The following is a 21,061-nucleotide window of genomic DNA, read 5'->3' as shown; positions in this document are numbered from 1 at the left end:
GTGTTTTTTTAAAGGGCTTTCCCCGAAATGTAAATCTTGGAAAATTAGTTAATTGAGCTGTTTGTTGTAGAAAGCTCTGAATGCTTCTGAGAGTGATGCTTGTCAGTGGCATCATAGAGGTAAGCTAAAAGTTCCACCCCTTCGTCTGTCAGCCGATGCTCGCGATCCAATTCTTCGAGAATATCTAACAAGATTTCGGCTTGATGAGGAGAAAGCTTGATTTCGTTGTCGGCAGAATGAATATAGGAGTAGCTGGACTGAAGATCTTCCAAACCGAAAATTAACTTTTCGTATTTTTCATTGAGTTGGACGTACTCCTGAGCGGTAAAACCAATCAAATTACAGAGTTCTCCATATTCTTTAAGAGACAAGAGCTCCCTGGTCTTCTCCGGCGGATACCTCTTGTTGATACCGTCGAGAATCTGCTTGGTCTGCGCTCTCCATTGGCGCAACCTGTCAATGACTTGACTTATCTCTTCCAGATACATGCCCAGATCTGAAAACCTAGCCTCTGCCGGGTGACTAATTTGACCTGTTACCCGAGAGGCAGATTGGTGGATCGCTTCTATCTTCCGCTCATTTTTGCTTAAAAATTGCTGGAAGGATAGAGAGTATTCGCCCCTCTCTGTCATAACATCCCTCCATCCTGTTATAGTTAATCATACAAGCATTTAAAGTTTCCGTCAGGGTTTTTCTTAGCCATTTCGCGCTTTTTGGCGATAAAAAATCTCTTTTTTCTTCACCCTTTTCGGAATTGCCTACCTGTCGACATTTAACCGCGTTTTTTAATTTGCGTACTAAATTCGTCCGATACTCACTTTGGGCAATATTTTTCAAATCTTCCGAGGTCTTTTGCTATGTATTAGGGAAATCCATAATTTAATTAAAGAAGGAAACCATTTAATGAACAACGCGCCGAACCAAGTTCCACGTTTTTCAAATATTGAAGCATCAAGAATATTAGCGATGTTTCTAATCGTTGCTCATCACTTTGCCGTACATGGAGGAGTGCCGATCTGGAAAGGAGATTTTCCAATGAGCGGGAACTACTATTTCACTCAGTTATTTTCTACCGGCGGCAAAATTGGAGTCGACTTATTTGTTCTTATCACCGGATATTTCATCTGCAATAAGATAAGCAAGCTAAGTTCTTTGGTTTATCTATGGATTTCTACTTTCTTTTATGTATTTCTCTTCTATTTAGTTTTTACCGCCGTGGGAGTCAAAGAATTTACTTGGTCGGGGCTAATTAGTTGTTTCTTCCCAATAAGAAATGATTTCTATTGGTTTATTTCTGCCTATTTTGTATTGATCCTCGCTTCCCCTTTCCTGACCCTTACCATTCGCTCCTTAGGAGAAAAGAAACTTCTGGCTCTAATATTAGTTTTTGGACTAATTTGGTCCGTGATTCCTACAATTACCACAAAAACGGAGTACTACGGTTCCTCTCTTCTTTGGTTTATTTATCTCTTCTTCGTCGGTGCTTATCTGAGAACAAAATTAGAGAGGTATCGGCTCTCTACATTAAAAGCGGTTCTCCTGGCGACGGTTCCTTGGCTGTGTGTTGCCGGGTTAATCTGGATCGCAGATATGAGTAACCGAAGTTCATGGAACATTGGATTTGTTGACTGGTTTACCTTTGCCAATATGACGAGCATTTTTACCCTGCTCTCCTCACTGGGACTTTTTATTCTTTTTAAACAATGGCGTCTCGGGTATTTTCCATGGATAAACAAAGTTGCCGCAGCCATGCTCGGCGTCTATCTTATACATGAGAATCCGACCCTCTATCCATGGCTTTGGAAGACTGTGTTTAATATCAATGAGCATTTAAATGAACCCTATTTCATTCCTTATGCTTTGGGGGTTACGACGGTAGTCTTTACCATTTGTACTCTTATAGAAATGGGAAGAGAACACTATATGAGGAAGTGGTTCAAGCAAGTCCTTATGCCGAAGCTTGCTCCGATAGACTCAAAAATTCAGCGATTTTTTGACAGTCCAAATTAGAAATTTGTAATTAGTTCTGTTTTGAGCAAAAATCAATAAGTAAATCCCCCTACTTAGGGTACTATAGGCATGAAGGAGGTGATTTATGAAGAAAGTTTTAAAAGCGTTACTTCAAGCCTACTTGATGTATCAAGTCAAAGCTCGAACCACAAACAGATTTAGCAGAAGTTTTTTCCGCAAATAAACCAATGAGATTCCGGTTTATTTCCGTGAGGGGACTTCTACAAGTTCCATGTCGTGATTAATTCGATTAATTCGGCGGTTGAGATGAGGCGTCCTTTTCCTATTCTGATACTCTTTGGGGTTGATGAGAATGGAGGCCAGCCAGACACTTTCAGATTTACTCAATTTTGAAGCATTTTTATGAAAGTAGTAGCGTGAGGCGGCCTCCACCCCAAAAATTCCGTCGCCAAACTCAGCAATGTTTAAATAAGTCTCAAGAATTCTCTTTTTACTCCAGAGTAATTCCATCATTTGCGCAAGAAATATTTCTTCCGCTTTTCTTAAGTAACTTCTCTCGTGACTGAGAAATAGATTTTTCACCGTTTGCTGAGTCAGGGTAGAACCACCGGGTGCTCTTCTATCTTTCAGAATGTTGGCAACAAAAGCCTCCCGAACGGCTTCCCACTGTACACCCGAGTGCTCCATAAATTTGGCATCCTCGGCTGCAACCACTGCTCTTATTAAATAAGGAGAGATTTGGGAGAAATCGACCCACTGATATTGAATTTTTCTCAAAGATGCTTCATTCATTCGAATTTCTTCCTGCCTCATATACGGCGTAGAAGAAGGTTCGAAAAAACCAAACCAGGTAATCCTGAGGATGTAGTGAATTTGAAAAATGAGAAAAAGAACAAGAAAACCCAGCATTACTCTCTTTATCCATCTAGCAAAAGTACCAGTTTTGTTTCTTATCTTCACCATGGAAAAACTATTAGAGTAATATTTGCTTCCGAATCAAGACTGCGTATGCATTTAAATAACGGTTCAAATCATGGATTTTAATTTATCTCAGTTCTCCAATACATTTTTGTATGTTTATTCCTCTCTAATAACGGTGATTAACCCTATTGGAGGAGCGATGTTCTTTTTGTCCATGACGATATCAGCCACAAGAGACATCCGGGGCAAACTTGCTGCAAGAATTGCAGTCTATTGCTTCCTTATGACCATTGTGTCTTTATGGATTGGTTCCTTTATCCTTAGCTTCTTTGGAATATCTCTCGGTGTTTTAAGAGTCGGCGGCGGTTTAGTTCTTTTCGGCGCCGGCTGGTCAATGCTGAATGCTCCTACAGCAGAAGACACTCCTGTAGATCCTGCAAAAAAAATCTCTAATAACGAGCTGATGGCTAAGGCATTTTATCCGTTGACCTTGCCTCTCACGGTTGGTCCAGGAGCTATCTCGGTCGCAACCGCTATCGGTACTTCAACGGAAATTAATCTGACCAATATCCTTGCCGTTAATTTGGCAGCTTTAGCAACAACTCTCACCATCTTTGTCTGCTTTAAATACTCAGACCGCATCACGGCACGCCTCGGCGCAACCGGTTCGGATGCTATTCAAAGAATTTTCTCGTTTATTCTTCTTTGCCTTGGCGTCCAAATCTTGTGGACCGGTGTCTCAGAATTAGTGACGAAACTGGTAGTCAGCCTTCCTCATTAAAGAGCGACGAATCAATCTTGAAATTTACTAGGACCTCGGCCATGATGCGAGGTCCAAATTATTTTGAGGCTTCTTGACTGCGTTTGGAGGACGAAATTTAGTTAAGAATTAAAGAATTAGCAGAATGCGCACATGCATTTCTAATTAAGATTGAAACTTAAAGAATACGAAAACAGATAAAGGAATGTTATTTTTTCTGTTTTTTACCAGATACTTTTGAATAAAGACTTACGATAGCTAAAACTAAAACTCCGAGAATGATTAGCAAATCGCTGTAAGCTGACATTTCTTGTAATAGCTGTTCCATATTCACCTCCACGAATAGCATAGAAAACAGATAAGGAATTACGCCGCGGTTTCTGAATCAGCGCCCGAGCCTCCAACCTCTGCACTGATACCTCTGCGAACTGCTTCTTTGCCTTTACTGAACACAATTCATTATAAACATCGGATATATTTTAATAAGTGGGTAAGTGGCCAAATCTCTTTGAATTTCATGTAAATACTATTAGGAGTCTCCCTGTGATCTGTTTGTCTGATACTCTGTATTTGGGATTTTTTATTCGAAACTAAGCGTACAAACATTTAGCAAACTATATGAAAAAATAAAAATTTGAGTCTCTCGATCCTTCACGTTCTCTCTATTTTCTTCTCGTTTTCTATTCTGTTACATTCCTTACTTTTATTAGCAATTTAAAAGTTATTTTTAATAATCAATAGATAAAGATTCAACCCCATTTTATTGGGAATTATTTATCTGCAAGATTTTCTGATTAATAACTTTTAGAAATACTTTTGTTACGCACTGAACGTGGAGTGAACTGTAATTAGGATAAAAAATAAGCTTGTTTGAAAAAATACTTAAATGCTCGTCAGAATTTGAAAAGCGCCCCGAAGAGCGCTTTTTACTTGTTAATTACGGAGTCTTACTTCTTGTCAGCTTTTTCTTCCGGCTTCAGCTTAATTGGAACAAAAGTTCTTTGACCTTGTCTGTCAACCAAAACAGGAAGCAAGTCTTGTGCCTTAGCAACTGTTTCTTTAAGTTCATCAAAAGTCTTAACGGTCTTGCCGCCAACTTTTATAAGAATGTCACCTGCTTTAAGACCAGCCTCTTCAGCCGGGCTATCAGGGCTAACCTCAACAATTACAAGACCATTTTCGAACTTCTTTTTCTCTTCATCATTCAACGGACGAACAGAGACACCAAGTTTTGCTTTTTCCTGAACGCTGGCTTTGACTTCGGGAGCCCCCTTCATTTCTTCAACAGTGATCGTCACTACGACTTCTTTGCCATCGCGAATGACTTTCATCTTGGAAGAGGTACCGGGCCTTGTCTTTGCAACAGCCCTTGAGAGATCGCGAGGTTCAGACACAGGGGTACCGGCATATTCAATAACAATATCACCTTCCTGCAACCCAGCCTTAGCCGCCGGTCCTTCTTTCTGGACTTCAGCAATAAGAGCCCCCTCAGCCTTCTTAAGGTTGAAACTCTTTGCTAATTCCGGAGACATGCCTTGGATAAGAACACCAATTCTGCCGCGGGAAACTTTACCGTCTTTAAGAAGCTGATCCTTAACTTCAAGAGCCAAATCAATAGGAATAGCAAAAGACAATCCCATGAACCCGCCTGAAGTAGAGAAGATCTGAGAATTGATACCGATAACTTCTCCTGCCATGTTGAACAGCGGACCACCGGAATTGCCTGGGTTCACAGCTGCATCTGTCTGAATGAAAGGAACAAACTGGTCGTCCGGAAGGTCTCGGCTCTTAGCAGAAACGATACCGCTCGTCACAGTGTTTTCAAGTCCGAATGGAGCCCCAATAGCAGCAACCCATTCTCCAACTTTAACCTTGCTGGACTTTCCGAGTTTGACTGTCGGGAGATCGGTCGCTTCGACTTTAACAACGGCGATATCCGTTTTTTCATCTGAACCAAGAACTTTAGCCTTGAATTCCCGTTTGTCAGTCAAGTGAACGGTAATGTCAGTTGCATCACGAACAACGTGATGATTTGTAAGAATCAAACCGTCAGAACTGATAATGAAGCCGGAACCCTGTCCTTTTCTTTTAGGAGCCTTTCCGCCCGGAGCTTTCGGCATTTGGCCGAACGGGAGTGGGAAGCCAAAACGTCTCAACTGATCAAGCTGATCTTTTGGAATTCCGTCTAATGAAGGATGCGGTCTCTTTGACATTGTTTTGGTAACGTCAATACTGACGACTGCCTTACCATTTTCTTCGACCAACTTTGTAAAATCAGGGAGCTGCTGAGCAGCGGACTGAGCATGTACTACAGGGACGGGAGAAAGTGCATTATTCTGGGAAAAGAAAAACCCGGAAGCAGCTGTCAGGGCGACTGCAGCGGCTAACACTTTCTTGTTCAAAATCTTTTGAATCATTAGTTCTCCAAGTGTTAAGGGAAGAATTTCATTTTGAGAATATTTCAGTTCCTGATTAATGTCTCCTTAACGAGAGGTTTTGTTAGCAAACACTCGTAAAACAGGTAAAAAGACATTTCTTTGTATACAAATTGACAAACAATCCATTTCTCGATTTTAAAAATCCTCTTTAGAACGCCTCCCGCCCATTGGCACTCTTGATCCAAGGATTCCAATTAAAAGAATATTTGACCTTTTTATTTTTTACCTATACAATTCGTGCTTCACTCAAACAGACGAGTGAAGTTGTGCGGAAGAATGGCTGAGAGGCTGAAGGCACGCCCCTGCTAAGGGCGCAGACTGGCTATAACCGGTCTCGAGGGTTCGAATCCCTCTTCTTCCGCCAATTTATTCAATAAAATCAATAAGCTGCAAACGATTTTCTCCGAAATTCTAATAATTTCACACCGATTTTCGACTTCCTCGATACGAAATTTTTCTCTCAGCATTGAGTAAGTTTTTGGTTCATCCAATCCAAATTCAATCTTCTTTATAAGCTTGTTTTACGAAAAAACGAGATGCCTTGTGAATGGAAAGGACATCTCGTGCTTATCAAGGTTCAATCGCTGAACAGAATCTTATTTGCAAATCATGATCTGCAAGACCTGTTTATCAGTTTCCATCATAGATTCTTTGCCGATAGCAGTTAAATTTCTAATCGTCTCATCAATATCGTCGCTCACGATGCCTTCCAGCTTAGTCACGCAATGTTCATTCATCGCGAGAAGCGCGGACATCATCGCAGTAGAGACCCCGGATGAAATCTTCAGAGAACAAGCAGGTTTTGCGCCATCACACAGCATTCCGGCCAAGTTGGCAATCATATTCTTAATCGCTGCGCAAACTTCCTCATATTTGCCGCCCATCAGCCAAGTAATTCCGGAGGAGGCACCAGTAGAAGCTACCACGCATCCGCATAACGCAGAGAGGCGCCCAAGATTCTGTTTGATGTAAATACTGGTTAAATGACTTAAGGTCAGCGCTCGAATCAATTGTTCATCGGATGCATCGCAATCTTCGGCATAAGCAACTACCGGCATTGTGGCCGTGATGCCTTGATTTCCGCTTCCGGAATTGGACATTACGGCAATTGCTGCTCCGCCCATACGTGCATCACAAGCGGCGGAAGTATAAGAAATCATATGAGCTACGGTAGTGTCGCCGAAATACCTTGCCCCTCTATTTTTAATCATTGCGCCTAAAGAGTGTCCGTAATCATGTGCTAAGGCCAACTCAGCGGCCTTCTTGTTCATATCTCTCGCTCTAAGAATAAAAGAGATCTCTTCAATGGGAGACTCAGTAGCAAACTCATAAACTGTCTTCATGTCGAGCTGAACTTCTTCAGCTTCGTCTTCTTCAGCGCCGGCATTGTTCCAACCCTCTTCTTCATAAACTCTTTCTCCGTTTTTTTCTAGAAAGACGAAGTGTGTATGGTTTCTTGAAATAACCGCACGTGCTGTTTGAGTTCCGTGAGAAACGACGGTGTCAATAAAAAGATTAGAAGGCGCCTCTTCATCGTGAATGATTTCGATGCAATCTTTGTCAAGAAAAACTTTTGCCTTTTCTACAGCTTCTTCATTTACCTCTTGAAGAACTTCAAGGCCCAATTCTGACTTTCCGATCAAAGCGCCCAGAGCCACGGCAATAGGCAGACCAATCATTCCCGTACCCGGAATTCCAACACCCATTGCGTTTTTGATAATGTTTCCGCTCAATGATAGCCGGATTTTTTCGGGCATCTCACCAAGCAACTCCCGGGCTTTTGCAACGCATAACGCAACGGCAATTGGTTCCGTACACCCTAAGGCCGGGACAACTTCTCGATTGATAAGGGAAATAATTTGATCACGTTTTGTCTTGTTGAGCATATTGATCTCTGAAAACTAGAAACCTTTTGAGTCTCCGTTTCTTCCTTTGATGAATTAAAAGTTGAAATTTACCTTTTTCTGCCGATTACCGTAAGAGCAAATACCACAGAAACAAAAACCTCTAACAAAAATAAGGAAATACCCTAGGCATACGCGTTATTCCGTTTCCAAATTTTTATTATCTTTTTGCAGATCTTCACGAGAAAAAGCAGAATTTTTTATAACAAAAGCAAGAAAACTTCTAATAAAATTTGGTTGCCTTTAATGGTTTGTCTGCCATCCTAATTTACTTTTTCTGCTCTTGCTTTACGCAGTGGTATTTGATGACGGCAGAGGCTCTCTGTGCCTCATAATTAAATACTCGGTTTTTATAACTTATAGAAAATACCTCCGGGACATAGTCGGGCCCAATAGTTTTGCACTGAGCGTCCGCCTGCATTTCAAGCCCTTGAACGACAACCGAGCCCTTCATTGTGAAATCAAAATAGCCTGAAATTTCGTATGTATTCGGACCGAGTTGATCCGTCGACCAGCTGCAGCCGGCTAGGATAAGAGCTAACGAAATAGACAACCCTGCAATCTTTTTCACTTTTCTTCTCCTCAACTAATTTTGCTCAGTCTATGTGAAGTCTCGTTACTCTTTTTTTCTTTTGACTCAATGCTGGCAATTTACAATCCACCTCCGATTTAACCCTAAGTTTGGAGCTTTATCCGCATTTGCTACCTCCTTCCGAGTTTCCAGGGCTTTCAACTATTAGACTAGGGAGGATCTGAACAGAATTCTTAAATTTAAGGAAAACAAATGCTGAAAAGAACCTTACTTGCACTTCCGCTTGTTGCATTGCTCAGCACCAGCCTTCTGGTTGGCTGCGATGATAAAAAAGAAACTGCTGCTAAGCCTCAGGAAAAAATCCTTCGTGTCGGAACGAACCCAACATTTGCTCCGTTCGAATTCCAAGGGAAAGATGCTGAGCTGACAGGTTTCGATATGGATCTCATCAGAGCCATCGGCAAGCAGATGGGTTACAAAGTTGAATTGCACAACCTGGCATTTGACGGCCTGATCCCGGCTATTGCTACAGGCAATATCGATATGGCCATCGCAGGTATGACAATCAATGAAGATAGAAAGAAACAGGTTAACTTCTCTGTTCCTTACTACACTTCCGGCCTCATTATTTTGGTTAATCCCGATAATAATGAAGTCAAATCTTTGGATGATTTGAAAGGTAAAAGAATCGGCGTTCAATTAGGAACCACAGGTGCATTCAAAGCAGCAACGGTTCCTGATGCAAAAGTCGTGACATTCAACAATTCTGATGAACAATTCTTGGAATTGTCTAACAAGGGTGTTGATGCCTGTATTAATGACCATCCGGTGGTTGCTTACTACCTCGTTCAAGGCGGTAAAGGCAAGATGATCGGAAACGTCATGGAAGAAGAAAGCTATGGCATCGCACTTAAGAAAGGCAATGATGAATTGACAAAGAAAGTTAACGATGCCATTGCTGAACTTAAGAAAAATGGAGAATTCGACAAAATCCATAAGAAATGGTTCGGTGCATAATTTCCCTTTCATCTCTTTGATTTAACTACTCAAAGCTTTCCTAGACGGTCCGTCTCTAGGAAAGCTCATTTACAAGAGGCGACATAAATGTCAATTGATCTTGACTTTGATCTAATAATCGACAATCTTCCTTTACTTTTAAAAGGCGCAGCTGTAACGCTTGAAATCACAGCACTCTCCGTTGGTATTGGTTTGTTAATCGGTATGGTAGTTGGTATTGCCCGTCTTTCCAACTTCAAAGCCATCCGATGGCTGGCAGGTATCTACGTAGACTTTATTCGCGGAACACCGCTGTTGGTCCAAATCTTCTTGGTTTACTTTGCTCTTCCAAAAATCTTAGGAATGAGAATAGACCCGTTTTTTGCGGCCGTCGCAGCATGTTCTATTAATAGTGGCGCCTATGTTGCTGAAATCTTCCGAAGCGGCATCCAGAGTATAGACAAAGGTCAGTTCGAAGCTTCCCGTGCATTGGGTCTTAACTGGTTCCAGTCAATGAAGTTTGTCATTATGCCTCAGGCATTTAAGAGAATCATCCCGCCTCTTGGCAATGAATTCATTGCAATGTTGAAAGATTCTTCTCTCGTGTCCGTTATCGGTTTCGAAGAGCTTACAAGAACAGGTCAGATGATTATCTCCAGAACTTACGCCGTATTCGAAGTCTGGATGGTCGTTGCGATCCTCTACTTAATCATGACACTCTGTATTTCCAGGCTAGTTGCCGTTTTGGAAAAGCGTTTTAACACAAGCAAAAGGTAACGAACATGTCTGAAAAAACAATGATTTCCGTTAAGCATCTCACCAAAAAATTCGGAGATGTGACCGTTCTCAAAGATATCAATCTTGAAATTAAAGAAAAAGAAGTTGTCTGCATTATTGGCCCGTCAGGCAGCGGCAAAAGCACAATCTTGAGATGTCTAAACTACCTGGAAGAACCTTCCGGGGGAGACATCCTGATTGATAACATCAAGTTAGAAAAAGGCACCAACCTGAATGCCATCCGTAAAGAAGTCGGCATGGTGTTTCAGCGCTTCAACCTTTTTCCTAACATGACAGTTCTTCAGAACATCATGCTTGCTCCGGTTGAAGTTAGAAAGATTTCTAAACAGAAAGCCGAAGATAAAGCTCTCGCACTTTTAAGAAGAGTCGGGTTGGAGCACAAAGCTTCCTCTTATCCTGACGAATTGTCCGGCGGTCAGCAGCAGCGTGTTGCAATCGCACGCGCACTTGCGATGAACCCTGAAGTTCTTTTGTTCGATGAACCGACAAGTGCTCTCGACCCGGAAATGGTTAAAGAAGTACTCGATGTGATGAAAGCTTTGGCCAAAGAAGGTATGACGATGGTCGTGGTAACTCATGAAATGGGTTTTGCCAAAGAAGTTGCCGACCGAGTCATGTTCGTAGACGGCGGCTATATTTTGGAAGAGAACGAACCGGAAGAGTTTTTCTCTAATCCTCAGAACGAAAGAACCAAGAGTTTCTTGTCCAAAATTCTATAAGTTGTTCCAGAAGGAAGGACTCCCCTGTCCTTCTTTTTTCAAAGCCTTTGTCCTTAGTGCACAAAGGCTTTTTTTGTTCATTGCGTTTTGATGTTAGAAAGAAAAAAGTCAAGAACTCATTCTTCTCAGTGTTTTTCCTTCAAAAAGGTTTTTCAATTTTCGTCTCAAAAATTTCTCATTGATACAATCAGAAAGACGTTTATTTACTTATAAAAAGAGTTTTATTATGAAGTTAAACCGTTTAGTCCTTTTGGGAGCTGCCGTTTTGACCGCTCTCACCCTGACAGCTTGCGACGACAAGAAGGCCGCACCACAAAATACCGCAGCTGAAAAACAATACAACATCGGCGTTGTACAGCTTGTCGAACACAAAGCTTTAGACGAAGCAAACAAGGGTTTTGTTGATGCGCTTGCCGCCAGAGGTTTCAAAGAAGGAAAGAACGTCAAGTTTGACTTCCAAAACGCTCAGGCCGACCAATCTAATCTTAGAAATATTGCCCAGCGTTTTACAAGCAACAAAGTTGACTTAATCGGTGCTATTGCAACTCCGGCAGCCCAGACGATGGCTAATGCAACAAAAACTACTCCTATCGTTGCCACAGCTGTCACCGACTTTGAAATTGCTAAACTCGTCAAGAAAAATAATAAGCCGGGCACTAACGTCACCGGTTCTTCCGACATGGCTCCAATCGACACATTGGTTGAATTAATGCTCAAGATTTATCCGGAAACCAAGAAAGTCGGAACTATCTATTCCTCCAGTGAAATTAACTCAGAACGACAAGTTCAGATTTTTAAAGATATTGCTAAAGCTAAGAACTTAGAAGTTAAAGAGGCTACAGTTTCCAGCGTCAATGACATTCAGCAGGCAGCCCAAAGTCTTGTCGGAAAGGTCGATGCAATTTATATACCTACAGACAACACGATTGCTTCTGCAGTCCCGGCTCTATTGAAAATTACTGAAACGGCAAAACTTCCAATATTCGCCGGTGAAGGCGGGATGACCAAAGAAGGATGCTTTGCTTCCGTTGCTATTGACTATTATGAGTTAGGCAAGATTGCCGGCAACATGGCCGCCGACATTCTCGAAGGAAAGAGCAAACCTGAAGATATGGCAATTCAGTTCCAGAAAGAATTCAAAACTCTTATCAGTGAATCTTCTCTCAAGAACTTAGGTGCCAAGATCCCTGCCGATCTTAACCATGAAGTCGTTAAATAATAAAAAATAAGAATGTTTGACTTAGTTGTATCCACTATTTCGCAAGGGCTCTTGTGGGCCATCATGGCTCTCGGGGTGTTCCTGACCTTCCGAGTTCTCGATATTGCAGACTTGTCGGTTGAAGGAACATTCCCCTTAGGAGCAGCCGTTGCCGCTATCCTGATTGCAAGTGATCAGCCTATTTGGCTTGCTACTTTGCTTGCAGTGCTTGCAGGCTGTGCCGCCGGTACCGTAACGGCTATCTTAACTACCAAGCTCAAAATTCCGGCACTTCTTTCCGGTATCCTGACCATGATTGGCTTATATTCCGTCAATCTCATGGTTATGGGCAAAGCTAATGTTCCTTTGCTTCGCAATGAAACTATCTTTACCCTGACAGAAAGCACCTTTGGTGTAAGCCAATCCATTGCGACATTTATTGTTGGATTTTGCGCCTGCATTATCGTCGGCCTCATCATGTATTGGTTCTTCGGAACGGTTCTAGGAACAGCCATCCGCGCTACCGGCTGCAATCCTCAAATGGCCCGTGCTCAAGGCATCAATACTGACCTCATGGTTATCCTCGGACTCCTTATCAGTAACGGCTTGGTTGCTCTTGCCGGCGCACTAGTAGCCCAAAGCAACGGCTTCGCTGACGTGGGAATGGGAACAGGCACCATCGTTATAGGTTTGGCCTCAGTCATTATCGGTGAGGTCTTATTCGGTACAAGAAGCTTTAAGAACTGGCTTATTTCCGTTGTTCTCGGCTCCATCGTTTATCGTATCGTCATCGCCCTCGTCTTAGAAATGGGGATGCCTCCAAACGATCTCAAGCTGTTTACCGCAATCTTGGTTGCCATCGCCCTCTCTTTGCCTCTTATCAGAAGCAAATTCGCTTACATGAAACAAAGGAGGTACTAAGATGCTTGAGATTGTTAACTTAAGAAAAACGTTCTTTCACGGAACTCCAAACGAAAAGAAAGCTCTTCAAGGCGTCAATCTGCGTCTAAAAGAAGGAGATTTCGTTACCGTTATCGGTTCCAACGGTTCGGGTAAATCTACCTTAATGAACTGCATTGCCGGCGTATTTCCACCGGATGAAGGGCAAATTAAGATCAATGACGTAGACGTCACTAAGATGTCGGAATTTGTTCGTGCGCGATACATCGGCCGAGTCTTCCAAGACCCTATGAAAGGTACGGCCGGAGATATGCAGGTCGAGGAAAACTTGGCTATGGCAAGCCGCCGAGGGCAGCCTCTTTCTCTTCGATGGAGTGCAGACGCCAGCAGAAAAGAGACCTTTACTCAGCTTCTTAAAGAACTGGATCTAGGTTTAGAGAACCGTCTCACTACTCGCATCGGTACTTTATCCGGCGGCCAAAGACAAGCAATTACCTTGCTTATGGCCACTTTGGTGAAGCCGCAAATTTTGCTCCTGGACGAACATACTGCTGCGCTCGATCCGAAGACTGCTGAAAAAGTTTTAATGCTGACTAAGAAACGCGTCGAGGAAGGAAAACTTACGACCCTCATGATTACTCACAACATGAGAGACGCTTTGCGCTTCGGCAATCGTTTAATCATGATGCACGAGGGACGCGTGGTTGTTGATGTTGAAGGAGAAAAGAAGAAAAACTTAACGGTCCAATCGCTTCTCCAAATGTTCGAGAGAGCAAGCGGTTCCGAATTCTCTGATCCGGAAGCCCTCCTGACCACACCGGCAAAATAAGCTTTTTTATTCAAGCTCTTAATGCGACGCCTCCGAAACGGAGGCGTTGCTGTTAAAGGAGATGATCTTCAACCCATTCGAAAGAGTACTTCTTGCCGTCTCCTTGATAGAGTTTCTCTCGGATTTCTTCTCCGATTCCGGCTACATAGATTAATTTACCGTCACGAATAATCTTAGGCACCCTCCCTCTTTCATACTCGGGAATATTCATCTCTTGGTAAAGAGCTTTTAATGTCTTTGAAGGTCTTAATTTTTTTATTTTTATGCGAGTACGGGATTTTTTAGCCAAAGTAAACAGAAGCGGCTTTTCCTTCAGGTAACAATCCTCGAACCCGTCCGGACTTTCAACAAACCGCAAAGTTCCCGCTAATCCCTTGAAGCGCATCTCCTTTTCGCCGTTCCAAGTAAATTCAACGGAATAATCCGGATTTTCATCAGAAGTCACCTCTCTTATAAGAAGAGTTCTTCCATTCACAACGATTGACTTTTTGCCTTGTGAGCGAAGGCATATTGCCTTTTTCTTGCTCTCTCTAATCTGTCTGAGGATTTCCTCAAGTCGAGTGCGCGGAAGCGGAGGAAATTCTTTTTTCTGCAGCCACAATCTGAATACTCTGGCTTGGAGCGGAAGAGAAAATTTCTGCCACCTGTCTAATCGGACATTTCCTTCCTCGTCTGAACACTTTTGGAGCGCTTTCTCATCAACATCATTCAGGATTTGGGAGGTTTCTCCCAAAATTTCAATGCTGCGGCCAGCGGCAGATTTAAATCCTGCCCTAGCTCGTTCAAGCTCCGGAATGACATTCAGACGCAAAAAATTTCTAAGATAAGATTCGTCAGTGTTACTGTCATCCTCCACCCAGCGCATATGTTGGCTTCTTGCATACGTCTCAAGGCGTTTTCTGGGAATCTTCAAAAACGGACGGACGACGGGAATTTTTCCTTCTTTGATGTAAGGCATACCTATCAAACCGCTAAGCCCCGAACCTCTCATCCATTGAATCAAAAAGGTTTCGATTTGGTCATCTAAATGGTGTGCCGTCACAATAGCAGAACAGTTTTCAACCTCCGCTACTTCATTAAGCGCCCTGTAACGCAAAGTTCTGGCCTCGGCCTCAAGCCCTTGTTCTTTGCTGCGAATAAAAACGTCTTTTTCTACGAACTCAACATTAAGCTTCTTTGCTCTGGCTTTGCATTTAGCCGCCCATTTATCCGCATTGGGAGAAATGTGGTGATTAACATAAACACAGATTACTCGGCCTTTCAAAGGTGATTCATACCCAGCGATGGCTTTAAGGAGACTAACGGAGTCACAGCCTCCCGAGACTGCCACGACAAGATCTATTTTCTTATTAACGAAACTCTCTAAGCCGTCACCCCGTTCAGAGAGATCCTTATAGAGCTTTTCTATAGCAGCGTTAACCTCTTTAGCAGCACTGGGCACTATGCTCATCTTTCTCGTTATCCTTGTTCAGAAAAACTACCGAAATTCATTAACTTCCGATGTCGGTTCTCCAAAAGTTCCTCTACAGACATTCTCTTGAGAACTCGGAGTGATTCATTTAAGTTCCGTTTTAAAGTCGCGGACATTGCAGCAAGATCGCGATGAGCTCCGCCTACAGGCTCAGGAATTACTTTGTCGACCAACCCCAGCTCTTTCAATTTAGGTGCAGTCAAGCACAAAGCCTCGGCCGCTTCCGGGGCTTTCGCCGCACTCTTCCAAAGAATGGAGGCGCAACCTTCGGGAGAAATCACGGAATACGTACTGTTCTGAAGCATCTGTAAAACGTCGCAAACTGCAATCGCCAGAGCACCTCCGGAGCCGCCTTCTCCAATGATTGTAGTAATAATCGGAACTCGGAGCTGGCTCATTGCATATAAGTTATGTCCGATAGCTTCCGACTGGCCTCTTTCTTCCGCCCCGATTCCGGGATAAGCTCCCGGGGTATCAACAAAAGTAAACAGAGGGATGTTGAATTTTTCCGCAAGCTTCATCAGTCGTAATGCTTTGCGATAGCCTTCCGGACGGCTCATGCCGAAATTTCTCAAAGTTCTTTCCTTGGTATCGCGTCCCTTCTGATGACCGATAACCATTACACTGTGACCGTTAAAACGGGCTAAACCGCCGACGATTGAGAGGTCGTCCGCATAGCTTCTATCTCCGTGAAGCTCATGAAAGTCGGTAAAAATGGTATTGATGTAATCAAGGGTATATGGTCTCTGCGGATGACGCGCAACTAAAGAGACATTCCATGGAGTGAGCTTGCTGTAGATATCTTTGAGAAGCTTGGTCTTTTTTCTTTCCAGCTTATCAATTTCACTTTGGATATTGATGGAATTGGGATCTTCGCTTACTTTTTGAAGTTCCGCAATTTTATCTTCCAAAACCGAAACTGGTTTTTCAAATTCAAGGTAAGTTAATTTAGCCATATTTAATATCTCACGGGCGAATTATTTAAGCTTCTCCACAAAAACCAGCTGGCAGCTGTTTTGTATGGTGCCCAGTTTTCAGAAAGTTTAAGTATTTTTATTTGCTTTTGCCGAGCATCAAGAGCCTGAAGTTCCTCAGCAGAAAAGTAAAGCTTTTCTATTGCTTTAATTATGCCTAAGTCAGCAACAGGGAACACATTCTGCCTTCCCATGGTAAAGATTAAAAACATCTCAGCCGTCCAACGTCCTACTCCTTTAATCGAGGTAAGGCTGTCAATGATTTCCTGTTCTGACATACCCTCCAATAGCTCAAAGGTGATGTTTTCTTCCAGGAAATAACGGCAAATATCTAAGATGTAATCTATTTTTCTCTCGGACAGACCGCAGCTTCTCAAAGTTCTTCGGTGTTTCTTTGCGACTCGCTGGGGAGCCATCTCAGGGCAAGCCGCCGCAAAATTTCTCCAAATTGTTTGAGCCGCTTTCGTTGAAATTTGTTGACCGATGACGGATCTAATCAAAGTTCCAAAAGGATCTTGAACTGAAGTCAGAGCTGTATGGGAGTAAACATTAATCAGCTCTGCCATCTTTTCATCACGTTTGCTTAACTCCTCACACGCTTCATTCCACCAACCGGGAAGAACCGGTGTTACTCCGGCTAAGACATCTGTCATGGTTTAGGCCTTCTTCCATTCAGTAATTCCGCCCGGCTTGTCTTCAAGAACAATGCCTTTATCCTTCAATTCCTGACGGATCGCATCTGCAGTACCAAAATCTTTGTTCTTTTTAGCCTCCTTGCGCTTCTGAATCATTTCTTCAACCCAGGCGGCATCCACTCCTTCTACTGCTCCCTTAATGAATTTCTCAGGATTCAGCTGGAGGAGCCCCAGAACTTCACCTAGCTTTTTGAGTTGGCGGGCCAATTCAGGAGACTTAGTGGAATTGACTTCATTTGCCAATTCAAACAGCACGGAGACAGCCAACGCCGTATTGAAGTCATCATCCATTGCCTCTTTAAATTTAGCTGCGTGCTTTTCATTCCAATCCAACGGCTGTTCGTCAGGAGCCACTTCTTTTAACGCATTGTAGAGACGGGTCAAACCTGTATGAGCGTCTTCAACAAGAGCAGAAGAAAAGTCGATAGGGCTTCTGTATTGAGACTTAAGCAAGAAGAAACGCAAAGTTTCGTTTCCGTTTCCTTGGCCATATTGCTTGTTTGTTTCTTTCAATGCATCACGGATAGTCCAGAAGTTTCCTAAAGACTTGCTCATCTTCTCTCCATTGACGCGAAGAGGCCCCGAGTGCATCCAAGTGTTTACGAATTTCTTGCCCGTTGCCGCCTGGCTCTGAGCAATCTCGTTTTCGTGGTGAGGGAACTTCAAATCAGGACCGCCTGCATGGATATCGATTGTCTCTCCGAGAAGTTCGCATGCCATTGCGGAACATTCGATATGCCAACCCGGTCTTCCCTTACCCCATTTGCTATCCCATTGCGGTTCACCGGGTTTTGCTTTTTTCCATAACACGAAATCTAACGGATCACGTTTTGTCTCATCAATTGAAACTCGTTCTCCTGCACGAAGTTCATCAATCTTCTTTCCGGAGAGCTCGCCGTAATCCTTGAAATTACGCACGGCAAAGTCCACGTCTCCGCCTTTGTCTTGATATGCATATCCTTTTTCTTCCAACTTCTCGATGAGAGAAAGCATTTGCGGAATGTAGGCTGTAGCGCGAGGTTCGTGAGTTGGAGGAAGGCAGCCCAGTTCAGCAAAATCTTCCTGCATTCTTTCTGCATAAATTTTGCTCAGCTCTTCAGGAAGAATTCCTCTTTCGGCCGATCTTTTGATGATTTTGTCGTCTACGTCGGTAATATTTCGAACGAATTTAACCTCATAGCCGCTTTTTTCCAACCATCTTCGTGCGACATCAAAAGCGATAAAGGTCCTTCCATGACCAATGTGACAATCGTCGTAAACCGTGACCCCGCAAACATACATTCCGGCCTTCCCCGGTTCAATGGATTTGAAAGGTTCAACTTTTCGAGTCAGAGTGTTATAAATTTTTAGGGCCATAAGTCATCCTAACTATTACCGTTCTAAATGACGGGGCTTCGCTCCCCGTGGTTCTAAGGTTACAATCTATTGATTATAAGTTTTGTTCAATGACTTTGGATAGTTAAGAAATGCGCATTTCGAAATTAGTTTCCCTTCTTTGCTTCTCCTTGCTGCTAGGCTCCGCCTCTTTGACATCAACGCAGGCCCAACTTTTTCAGCCTGAAGAAAATGAAGTTATCAATCCGGTAAGGGACGTCAACCAACTAATTTATCGCGGCAAACGTGCAGATGCCTTAGCTCTTGCAGAAAAAGAGATTGAAAACAATCCTAAGAACGTTCAGCTCCGATTCATCCGCGGCGTCATTCTCTCCGACCTCAAGAGAAACAAGGAAGCAAAAGAAGCTTTTGAAGAACTGATTCGAGAATATCCGGAAATCGCCGAACCTTACAACAACTTAGCTGTACTTTATGCAGGGGAAGGAAATCTGGGCCGTGCCAAAGAACTGTTGGAACAAGCCCTTTCCAACAATGCCAAGTCCTTTACGACCTACAACAACCTCGGTGACGTATACCTTGCATTGGCAGCCCAATCTTACGGGGAAGCCTTAAAGCTTTCTCCGAAAAGCAAAAACACCAAGACAAAATTAGAAACGATTAGAGAGCTCTTAAGTAAGTAATTTTGTCCATTTTCTTTTTGCTGCTAATACAATCCAAAGATTGGCTCAAGGAAGCCAGGAAATTTATTAGGTTTTGAATATGATATTTAATAAGAAAATTATTGCTTCTGCAGTCATTGCATTAGCCGTCTGTACAGGTGCTTATGCCGGACAGAAGGTTGCAATCAATACCACTGAAGGCAGAATCGTAATTGAGCTTGATGAACAAAAAGCTCCTAAGACCTGCGCTAATTTTTTGAATTACGCCAAGGAAGGTTTTTACACCAACACTATTTTCCACCGTGTGATTCCGGGATTCATGATTCAAGGGGGCGGTTTTACTGCCTCCATGCAGCAGAAAAAAACTCATGCTCCGATCCCGCTTGAAGCTAAAAACGGATTGAAAAATAACGTAGGAACCGTGGCCATGGCAAGAACCAATGATCCGAATTCTGCTACAAGCCAATTCTTCATTAATGTTAAGGACAACGATTTTTTAAATGCCTCTGCCTCCAATGACGGGTATGCTGTTTTCGGTCATGTCGTCTCCGGCATGGATACCGTGAGAAAAATCGTACGCCAGCCGACAACCTCAAAGGGCTTCCACGACGACGTTCCTGTAAGACCTATCGAAATTAAGTCTGTTGAAATTTTGAAATAAAGAAGGAAAAACAAATGATTCGTTTAACTACAAACTTCGGCGTCATCGACGTTGAACTGGATTTCAAAAACGCTCCTGTTACAGCCGCTAACTTTGAACAATATGTCAAAGACGGTTTTTACAACGGCGTTATTTTCCACCGTGTTATTCCCGGCTTCATGATCCAGGGAGGCGGCTTTACTCCCGACATGGTTCAAAAAGAAACAAGAGCCCCGATCAGAAACGAAGCTAACAACGGCTTAAAGAACGACAAGTACACCATTTCTATGGCCCGCACAAGCGATCCTCACTCCGCTTCCGCCCAGTTCTTCATCAACGTTGCTAACAACAACTTCTTAGACTTCCGCAGCGAAACTTCCCAAGGTTGGGGTTATGCAGTTTTCGGAAAAGTTGTCGCTGGGGAAGAAGTTGTTGATAAGATCGCCCAAGTTAGAACAACAAGTCATTTCCCTCATCAGGATGTTCCTGCTGAAGATGTGATTATCGAAAAAGCAGAGGTGATCTAAGTGTCTTTTGATGGCATCGCTCCTATCAATTCTTGTGTAAAGCAGCTTCCCGCTCTGGGAAAGCCTGTGTTTATTGCAGACCTTCATTTGTCTAATGACAAACAAGCTACGAAAGAAGCGTTTTTCCAGTTTTTGAGGCGAGATGCCATCAAATTCAATGAACTGATAATTTTGGGTGATTTATTTGAATTCTGGGCAGGTGACGACCACATTGACGCCTTCCCGGATATTATCAACGCCCTTAAGAACTACAGGCTTTTAGGAAAAAGCCTGTACGCAATGCACGGCAATCGGGATTTTCTTTTAGGAAAAGTCTTCGAGAAACAAACCGGCGCAATCCTGATTTCCGATCCGGTTGTCACCTACGCAGGCCACGAAAGGATACTGCTTTCTCACGGCGATGAGTGGTGCACCCTCGACAAGGATTATCAACAGTTCCGCTCTACACTCCGAAATCCCGATGTGCAGGTTTCCATTCTGCAGGAAAAACTGAAACACAGAATCGACTTAGCCAACAGCCTTCGAGACCAAAGCAAAGACGAGAATACTCATAAAAGTTATGAATTAATGGATGTCGTTGTCCATGATGTAGCCAGAGCAGCGCGCCAGGCAAATGTAGCTACTGTCATTCACGGGCATACTCATAAACCCGCTCATCACACTCACGTCAATGACGACTTCCGTTTTGACCGTTGGGTACTTCCTGACTGGGATTTTGAAAACGGCAAGACCAGAGGCGGATATTTAAGCTATGAAGGCGGCTTCCTTCATTTTGAACGTCTTTCATAAGCTCT

21 protein-coding genes and 1 tRNA gene are annotated in these 21,061 nt (G+C 43.1%); 13 read left to right on the top strand and 9 right to left on the bottom strand.

The genetic code is table 11. The features are described 5' to 3' along the window. Window positions 1-44: 44 nt before the first annotated feature. Complete coding sequence (locus RDK53_RS03925) at window positions 45-632, bottom strand: hypothetical protein (protein ID WP_308513386.1); 588 nt, start codon at window positions 630-632, stop codon at window positions 45-47. 271 nt (window positions 633-903) lie between these two features. On the opposite strand from RDK53_RS03925, the gene RDK53_RS03920 reads away from it, so the two are divergent. Continuing rightward, on the top strand, window positions 904-2,010 hold the full coding sequence (locus tag RDK53_RS03920) for an acyltransferase (RefSeq protein WP_308513385.1): 1,107 nt from the start codon (window positions 904-906) through the stop codon (window positions 2,008-2,010). Between the two features lie 201 nt (window positions 2,011-2,211). Here the strand turns inward: RDK53_RS03920 and mtgA are convergent, their stop codons facing one another. Then, on the bottom strand, window positions 2,212-2,880 hold the full coding sequence (mtgA, locus tag RDK53_RS03915) for a monofunctional biosynthetic peptidoglycan transglycosylase (protein WP_308513384.1): 669 nt from the start codon (window positions 2,878-2,880) through the stop codon (window positions 2,212-2,214). A gap of 124 nt (window positions 2,881-3,004) precedes the next feature. Here mtgA and RDK53_RS03910 point away from each other — a divergent pair, with 124 nt between their 5' ends. Next, the gene (locus RDK53_RS03910; protein ID WP_308513383.1) at window positions 3,005-3,673 is read left to right on the top strand and encodes a MarC family protein; all 669 of its coding nucleotides are present in this window, start codon (window positions 3,005-3,007) and stop codon (window positions 3,671-3,673) included. A 926-nt stretch (window positions 3,674-4,599) separates the two neighbouring features. On the opposite strand, the gene RDK53_RS03905 is transcribed toward RDK53_RS03910, so the two are convergent. After that, window positions 4,600-6,069 (bottom strand): DegQ family serine endoprotease, encoded by a 1,470-nt coding sequence (locus RDK53_RS03905; RefSeq protein ID WP_308513382.1) that lies wholly within the window; start codon window positions 6,067-6,069, stop codon window positions 4,600-4,602. A gap of 291 nt (window positions 6,070-6,360) precedes the next feature. On the opposite strand from RDK53_RS03905, the gene RDK53_RS03900 reads away from it, so the two are divergent. Next, window positions 6,361-6,454, top strand: a tRNA-Ser gene (locus RDK53_RS03900). 232 nt (window positions 6,455-6,686) lie between these two features. Here the strand turns inward: RDK53_RS03900 and RDK53_RS03895 are convergent. Both RDK53_RS03895 and RDK53_RS03890 read right to left on the bottom strand, forming a co-directional pair. Continuing rightward, the gene (locus RDK53_RS03895; RefSeq protein WP_308513381.1) at window positions 6,687-7,976 is read right to left on the bottom strand and encodes an L-serine ammonia-lyase, iron-sulfur-dependent, subunit alpha; all 1,290 of its coding nucleotides are present in this window, start codon (window positions 7,974-7,976) and stop codon (window positions 6,687-6,689) included. A 286-nt stretch (window positions 7,977-8,262) separates the two neighbouring features. Next, window positions 8,263-8,565, bottom strand: coding sequence for a hypothetical protein (locus tag RDK53_RS03890; RefSeq protein ID WP_308513380.1), 303 nt, complete (start codon window positions 8,563-8,565; stop codon window positions 8,263-8,265). Between the two features lie 213 nt (window positions 8,566-8,778). Here RDK53_RS03890 and RDK53_RS03885 point away from each other — a divergent pair, with 213 nt between their 5' ends. The 6 genes from RDK53_RS03885 to RDK53_RS03860 all read left to right on the top strand — a co-directional run bounded on the left by RDK53_RS03885 (window position 8,779) and on the right by RDK53_RS03860 (window position 13,966). Then, a complete protein-coding gene (locus RDK53_RS03885; protein WP_308513379.1) occupies window positions 8,779-9,543 on the top strand; it encodes a basic amino acid ABC transporter substrate-binding protein in 765 nt (254 codons plus the stop codon). An 87-nt stretch (window positions 9,544-9,630) separates the two neighbouring features. Further along, complete coding sequence (locus RDK53_RS03880) at window positions 9,631-10,299, top strand: amino acid ABC transporter permease (protein ID WP_084081492.1); 669 nt, start codon at window positions 9,631-9,633, stop codon at window positions 10,297-10,299. A gap of 20 nt (window positions 10,300-10,319) precedes the next feature. Next, a complete protein-coding gene (locus RDK53_RS03875) occupies window positions 10,320-11,039 on the top strand; it encodes an amino acid ABC transporter ATP-binding protein (protein WP_308513392.1) in 720 nt (239 codons plus the stop codon). 226 nt (window positions 11,040-11,265) lie between these two features. Further along, the gene (locus RDK53_RS03870) at window positions 11,266-12,258 is read left to right on the top strand and encodes an ABC transporter substrate-binding protein (protein WP_308513378.1); all 993 of its coding nucleotides are present in this window, start codon (window positions 11,266-11,268) and stop codon (window positions 12,256-12,258) included. Between the two features lie 12 nt (window positions 12,259-12,270). Beyond that, the gene (locus RDK53_RS03865; RefSeq protein WP_308513377.1) at window positions 12,271-13,158 is read left to right on the top strand and encodes an ABC transporter permease; all 888 of its coding nucleotides are present in this window, start codon (window positions 12,271-12,273) and stop codon (window positions 13,156-13,158) included. A 1-nt stretch (window position 13,159) separates the two neighbouring features. Further along, window positions 13,160-13,966 carry an ABC transporter ATP-binding protein gene (locus RDK53_RS03860; RefSeq protein ID WP_308513376.1) on the top strand — a complete coding sequence of 269 codons (807 nt, stop codon included), beginning with the start codon at window positions 13,160-13,162 and terminating at the stop codon, window positions 13,964-13,966. A 52-nt stretch (window positions 13,967-14,018) separates the two neighbouring features. On the opposite strand, the gene tilS is transcribed toward RDK53_RS03860, so the two are convergent. Genes tilS through cysS form a run of 4 tightly spaced genes read right to left on the bottom strand, consistent with a single transcriptional unit; the run spans window position 14,019 to window position 18,462 of the window. After that, complete coding sequence (tilS, locus tag RDK53_RS03855) at window positions 14,019-15,416, bottom strand: tRNA lysidine(34) synthetase TilS (RefSeq protein WP_308513375.1); 1,398 nt, start codon at window positions 15,414-15,416, stop codon at window positions 14,019-14,021. 8 nt (window positions 15,417-15,424) lie between these two features. Further along, window positions 15,425-16,393: an acetyl-CoA carboxylase carboxyltransferase subunit alpha gene (locus tag RDK53_RS03850; protein ID WP_066593299.1), complete on the bottom strand. Its 969-nt coding sequence runs from the start codon at window positions 16,391-16,393 to the stop codon at window positions 15,425-15,427. 2 nt (window positions 16,394-16,395) lie between these two features. Then, window positions 16,396-17,064, bottom strand: a complete 669-nt coding sequence (locus RDK53_RS03845; protein WP_308513374.1) for a DNA-3-methyladenine glycosylase — start codon at window positions 17,062-17,064, stop codon at window positions 16,396-16,398. 3 nt (window positions 17,065-17,067) lie between these two features. After that, window positions 17,068-18,462 carry a cysteine--tRNA ligase gene (cysS, locus tag RDK53_RS03840; protein ID WP_308513373.1) on the bottom strand — a complete coding sequence of 465 codons (1,395 nt, stop codon included), beginning with the start codon at window positions 18,460-18,462 and terminating at the stop codon, window positions 17,068-17,070. Window positions 18,463-18,572: 110 nt separating this feature from the next. Here cysS and RDK53_RS03835 point away from each other — a divergent pair, with 110 nt between their 5' ends. From RDK53_RS03835 to RDK53_RS03820, 4 genes are all read left to right on the top strand, one after another. Next, the gene (locus RDK53_RS03835) at window positions 18,573-19,121 is read left to right on the top strand and encodes a tetratricopeptide repeat protein (protein ID WP_308513372.1); all 549 of its coding nucleotides are present in this window, start codon (window positions 18,573-18,575) and stop codon (window positions 19,119-19,121) included. A gap of 79 nt (window positions 19,122-19,200) precedes the next feature. Beyond that, window positions 19,201-19,761, top strand: a complete 561-nt coding sequence (locus RDK53_RS03830) for a peptidylprolyl isomerase (RefSeq protein WP_308513371.1) — start codon at window positions 19,201-19,203, stop codon at window positions 19,759-19,761. Between the two features lie 14 nt (window positions 19,762-19,775). Then, a complete protein-coding gene (locus RDK53_RS03825; protein WP_308513370.1) occupies window positions 19,776-20,267 on the top strand; it encodes a peptidylprolyl isomerase in 492 nt (163 codons plus the stop codon). Then, window positions 20,268-21,056, top strand: a complete 789-nt coding sequence (locus RDK53_RS03820; RefSeq protein ID WP_066593317.1) for a UDP-2,3-diacylglucosamine diphosphatase — start codon at window positions 20,268-20,270, stop codon at window positions 21,054-21,056. Window positions 21,057-21,061: the final 5 nt, after the last annotated feature.

Source organism: uncultured Turicimonas sp., assembly GCF_902477955.1.
Taxonomy (GTDB): domain Bacteria; phylum Pseudomonadota; class Gammaproteobacteria; order Burkholderiales; family Burkholderiaceae_F; genus Turicimonas.
The sequence above is the reverse complement of the archived record's forward strand: the minus strand, read 5'-3'. Positions and strand labels throughout refer to the sequence as shown.

Coding starts and splice junctions, on each gene's coding strand:
- RDK53_RS03925 (WP_308513386.1), bottom strand. CDS start 632: ATGACAGAGAGGGGCGAATACTCTCTATCCTTCCAGCAATTTTTAAGC.
- RDK53_RS03920 (WP_308513385.1), top strand. CDS start 904: ATGAACAACGCGCCGAACCAAGTTCCACGTTTTTCAAATATTGAAGCA.
- mtgA (WP_308513384.1), bottom strand. CDS start 2,880: ATGCTGGGTTTTCTTGTTCTTTTTCTCATTTTTCAAATTCACTACATC.
- RDK53_RS03910 (WP_308513383.1), top strand. CDS start 3,005: ATGGATTTTAATTTATCTCAGTTCTCCAATACATTTTTGTATGTTTAT.
- RDK53_RS03905 (WP_308513382.1), bottom strand. CDS start 6,069: ATGATTCAAAAGATTTTGAACAAGAAAGTGTTAGCCGCTGCAGTCGCC.
- RDK53_RS03895 (WP_308513381.1), bottom strand. CDS start 7,976: ATGCTCAACAAGACAAAACGTGATCAAATTATTTCCCTTATCAATCGA.
- RDK53_RS03885 (WP_308513379.1), top strand. CDS start 8,779: ATGCTGAAAAGAACCTTACTTGCACTTCCGCTTGTTGCATTGCTCAGC.
- RDK53_RS03880 (WP_084081492.1), top strand. CDS start 9,631: ATGTCAATTGATCTTGACTTTGATCTAATAATCGACAATCTTCCTTTA.
- RDK53_RS03875 (WP_308513392.1), top strand. CDS start 10,320: ATGATTTCCGTTAAGCATCTCACCAAAAAATTCGGAGATGTGACCGTT.
- RDK53_RS03870 (WP_308513378.1), top strand. CDS start 11,266: ATGAAGTTAAACCGTTTAGTCCTTTTGGGAGCTGCCGTTTTGACCGCT.
- RDK53_RS03865 (WP_308513377.1), top strand. CDS start 12,271: ATGTTTGACTTAGTTGTATCCACTATTTCGCAAGGGCTCTTGTGGGCC.
- RDK53_RS03860 (WP_308513376.1), top strand. CDS start 13,160: ATGCTTGAGATTGTTAACTTAAGAAAAACGTTCTTTCACGGAACTCCA.
- tilS (WP_308513375.1), bottom strand. CDS start 15,416: ATGAGCATAGTGCCCAGTGCTGCTAAAGAGGTTAACGCTGCTATAGAA.
- RDK53_RS03850 (WP_066593299.1), bottom strand. CDS start 16,393: ATGGCTAAATTAACTTACCTTGAATTTGAAAAACCAGTTTCGGTTTTG.
- RDK53_RS03845 (WP_308513374.1), bottom strand. CDS start 17,064: ATGACAGATGTCTTAGCCGGAGTAACACCGGTTCTTCCCGGTTGGTGG.
- cysS (WP_308513373.1), bottom strand. CDS start 18,462: ATGGCCCTAAAAATTTATAACACTCTGACTCGAAAAGTTGAACCTTTC.
- RDK53_RS03835 (WP_308513372.1), top strand. CDS start 18,573: ATGCGCATTTCGAAATTAGTTTCCCTTCTTTGCTTCTCCTTGCTGCTA.
- RDK53_RS03830 (WP_308513371.1), top strand. CDS start 19,201: ATGATATTTAATAAGAAAATTATTGCTTCTGCAGTCATTGCATTAGCC.
- RDK53_RS03825 (WP_308513370.1), top strand. CDS start 19,776: ATGATTCGTTTAACTACAAACTTCGGCGTCATCGACGTTGAACTGGAT.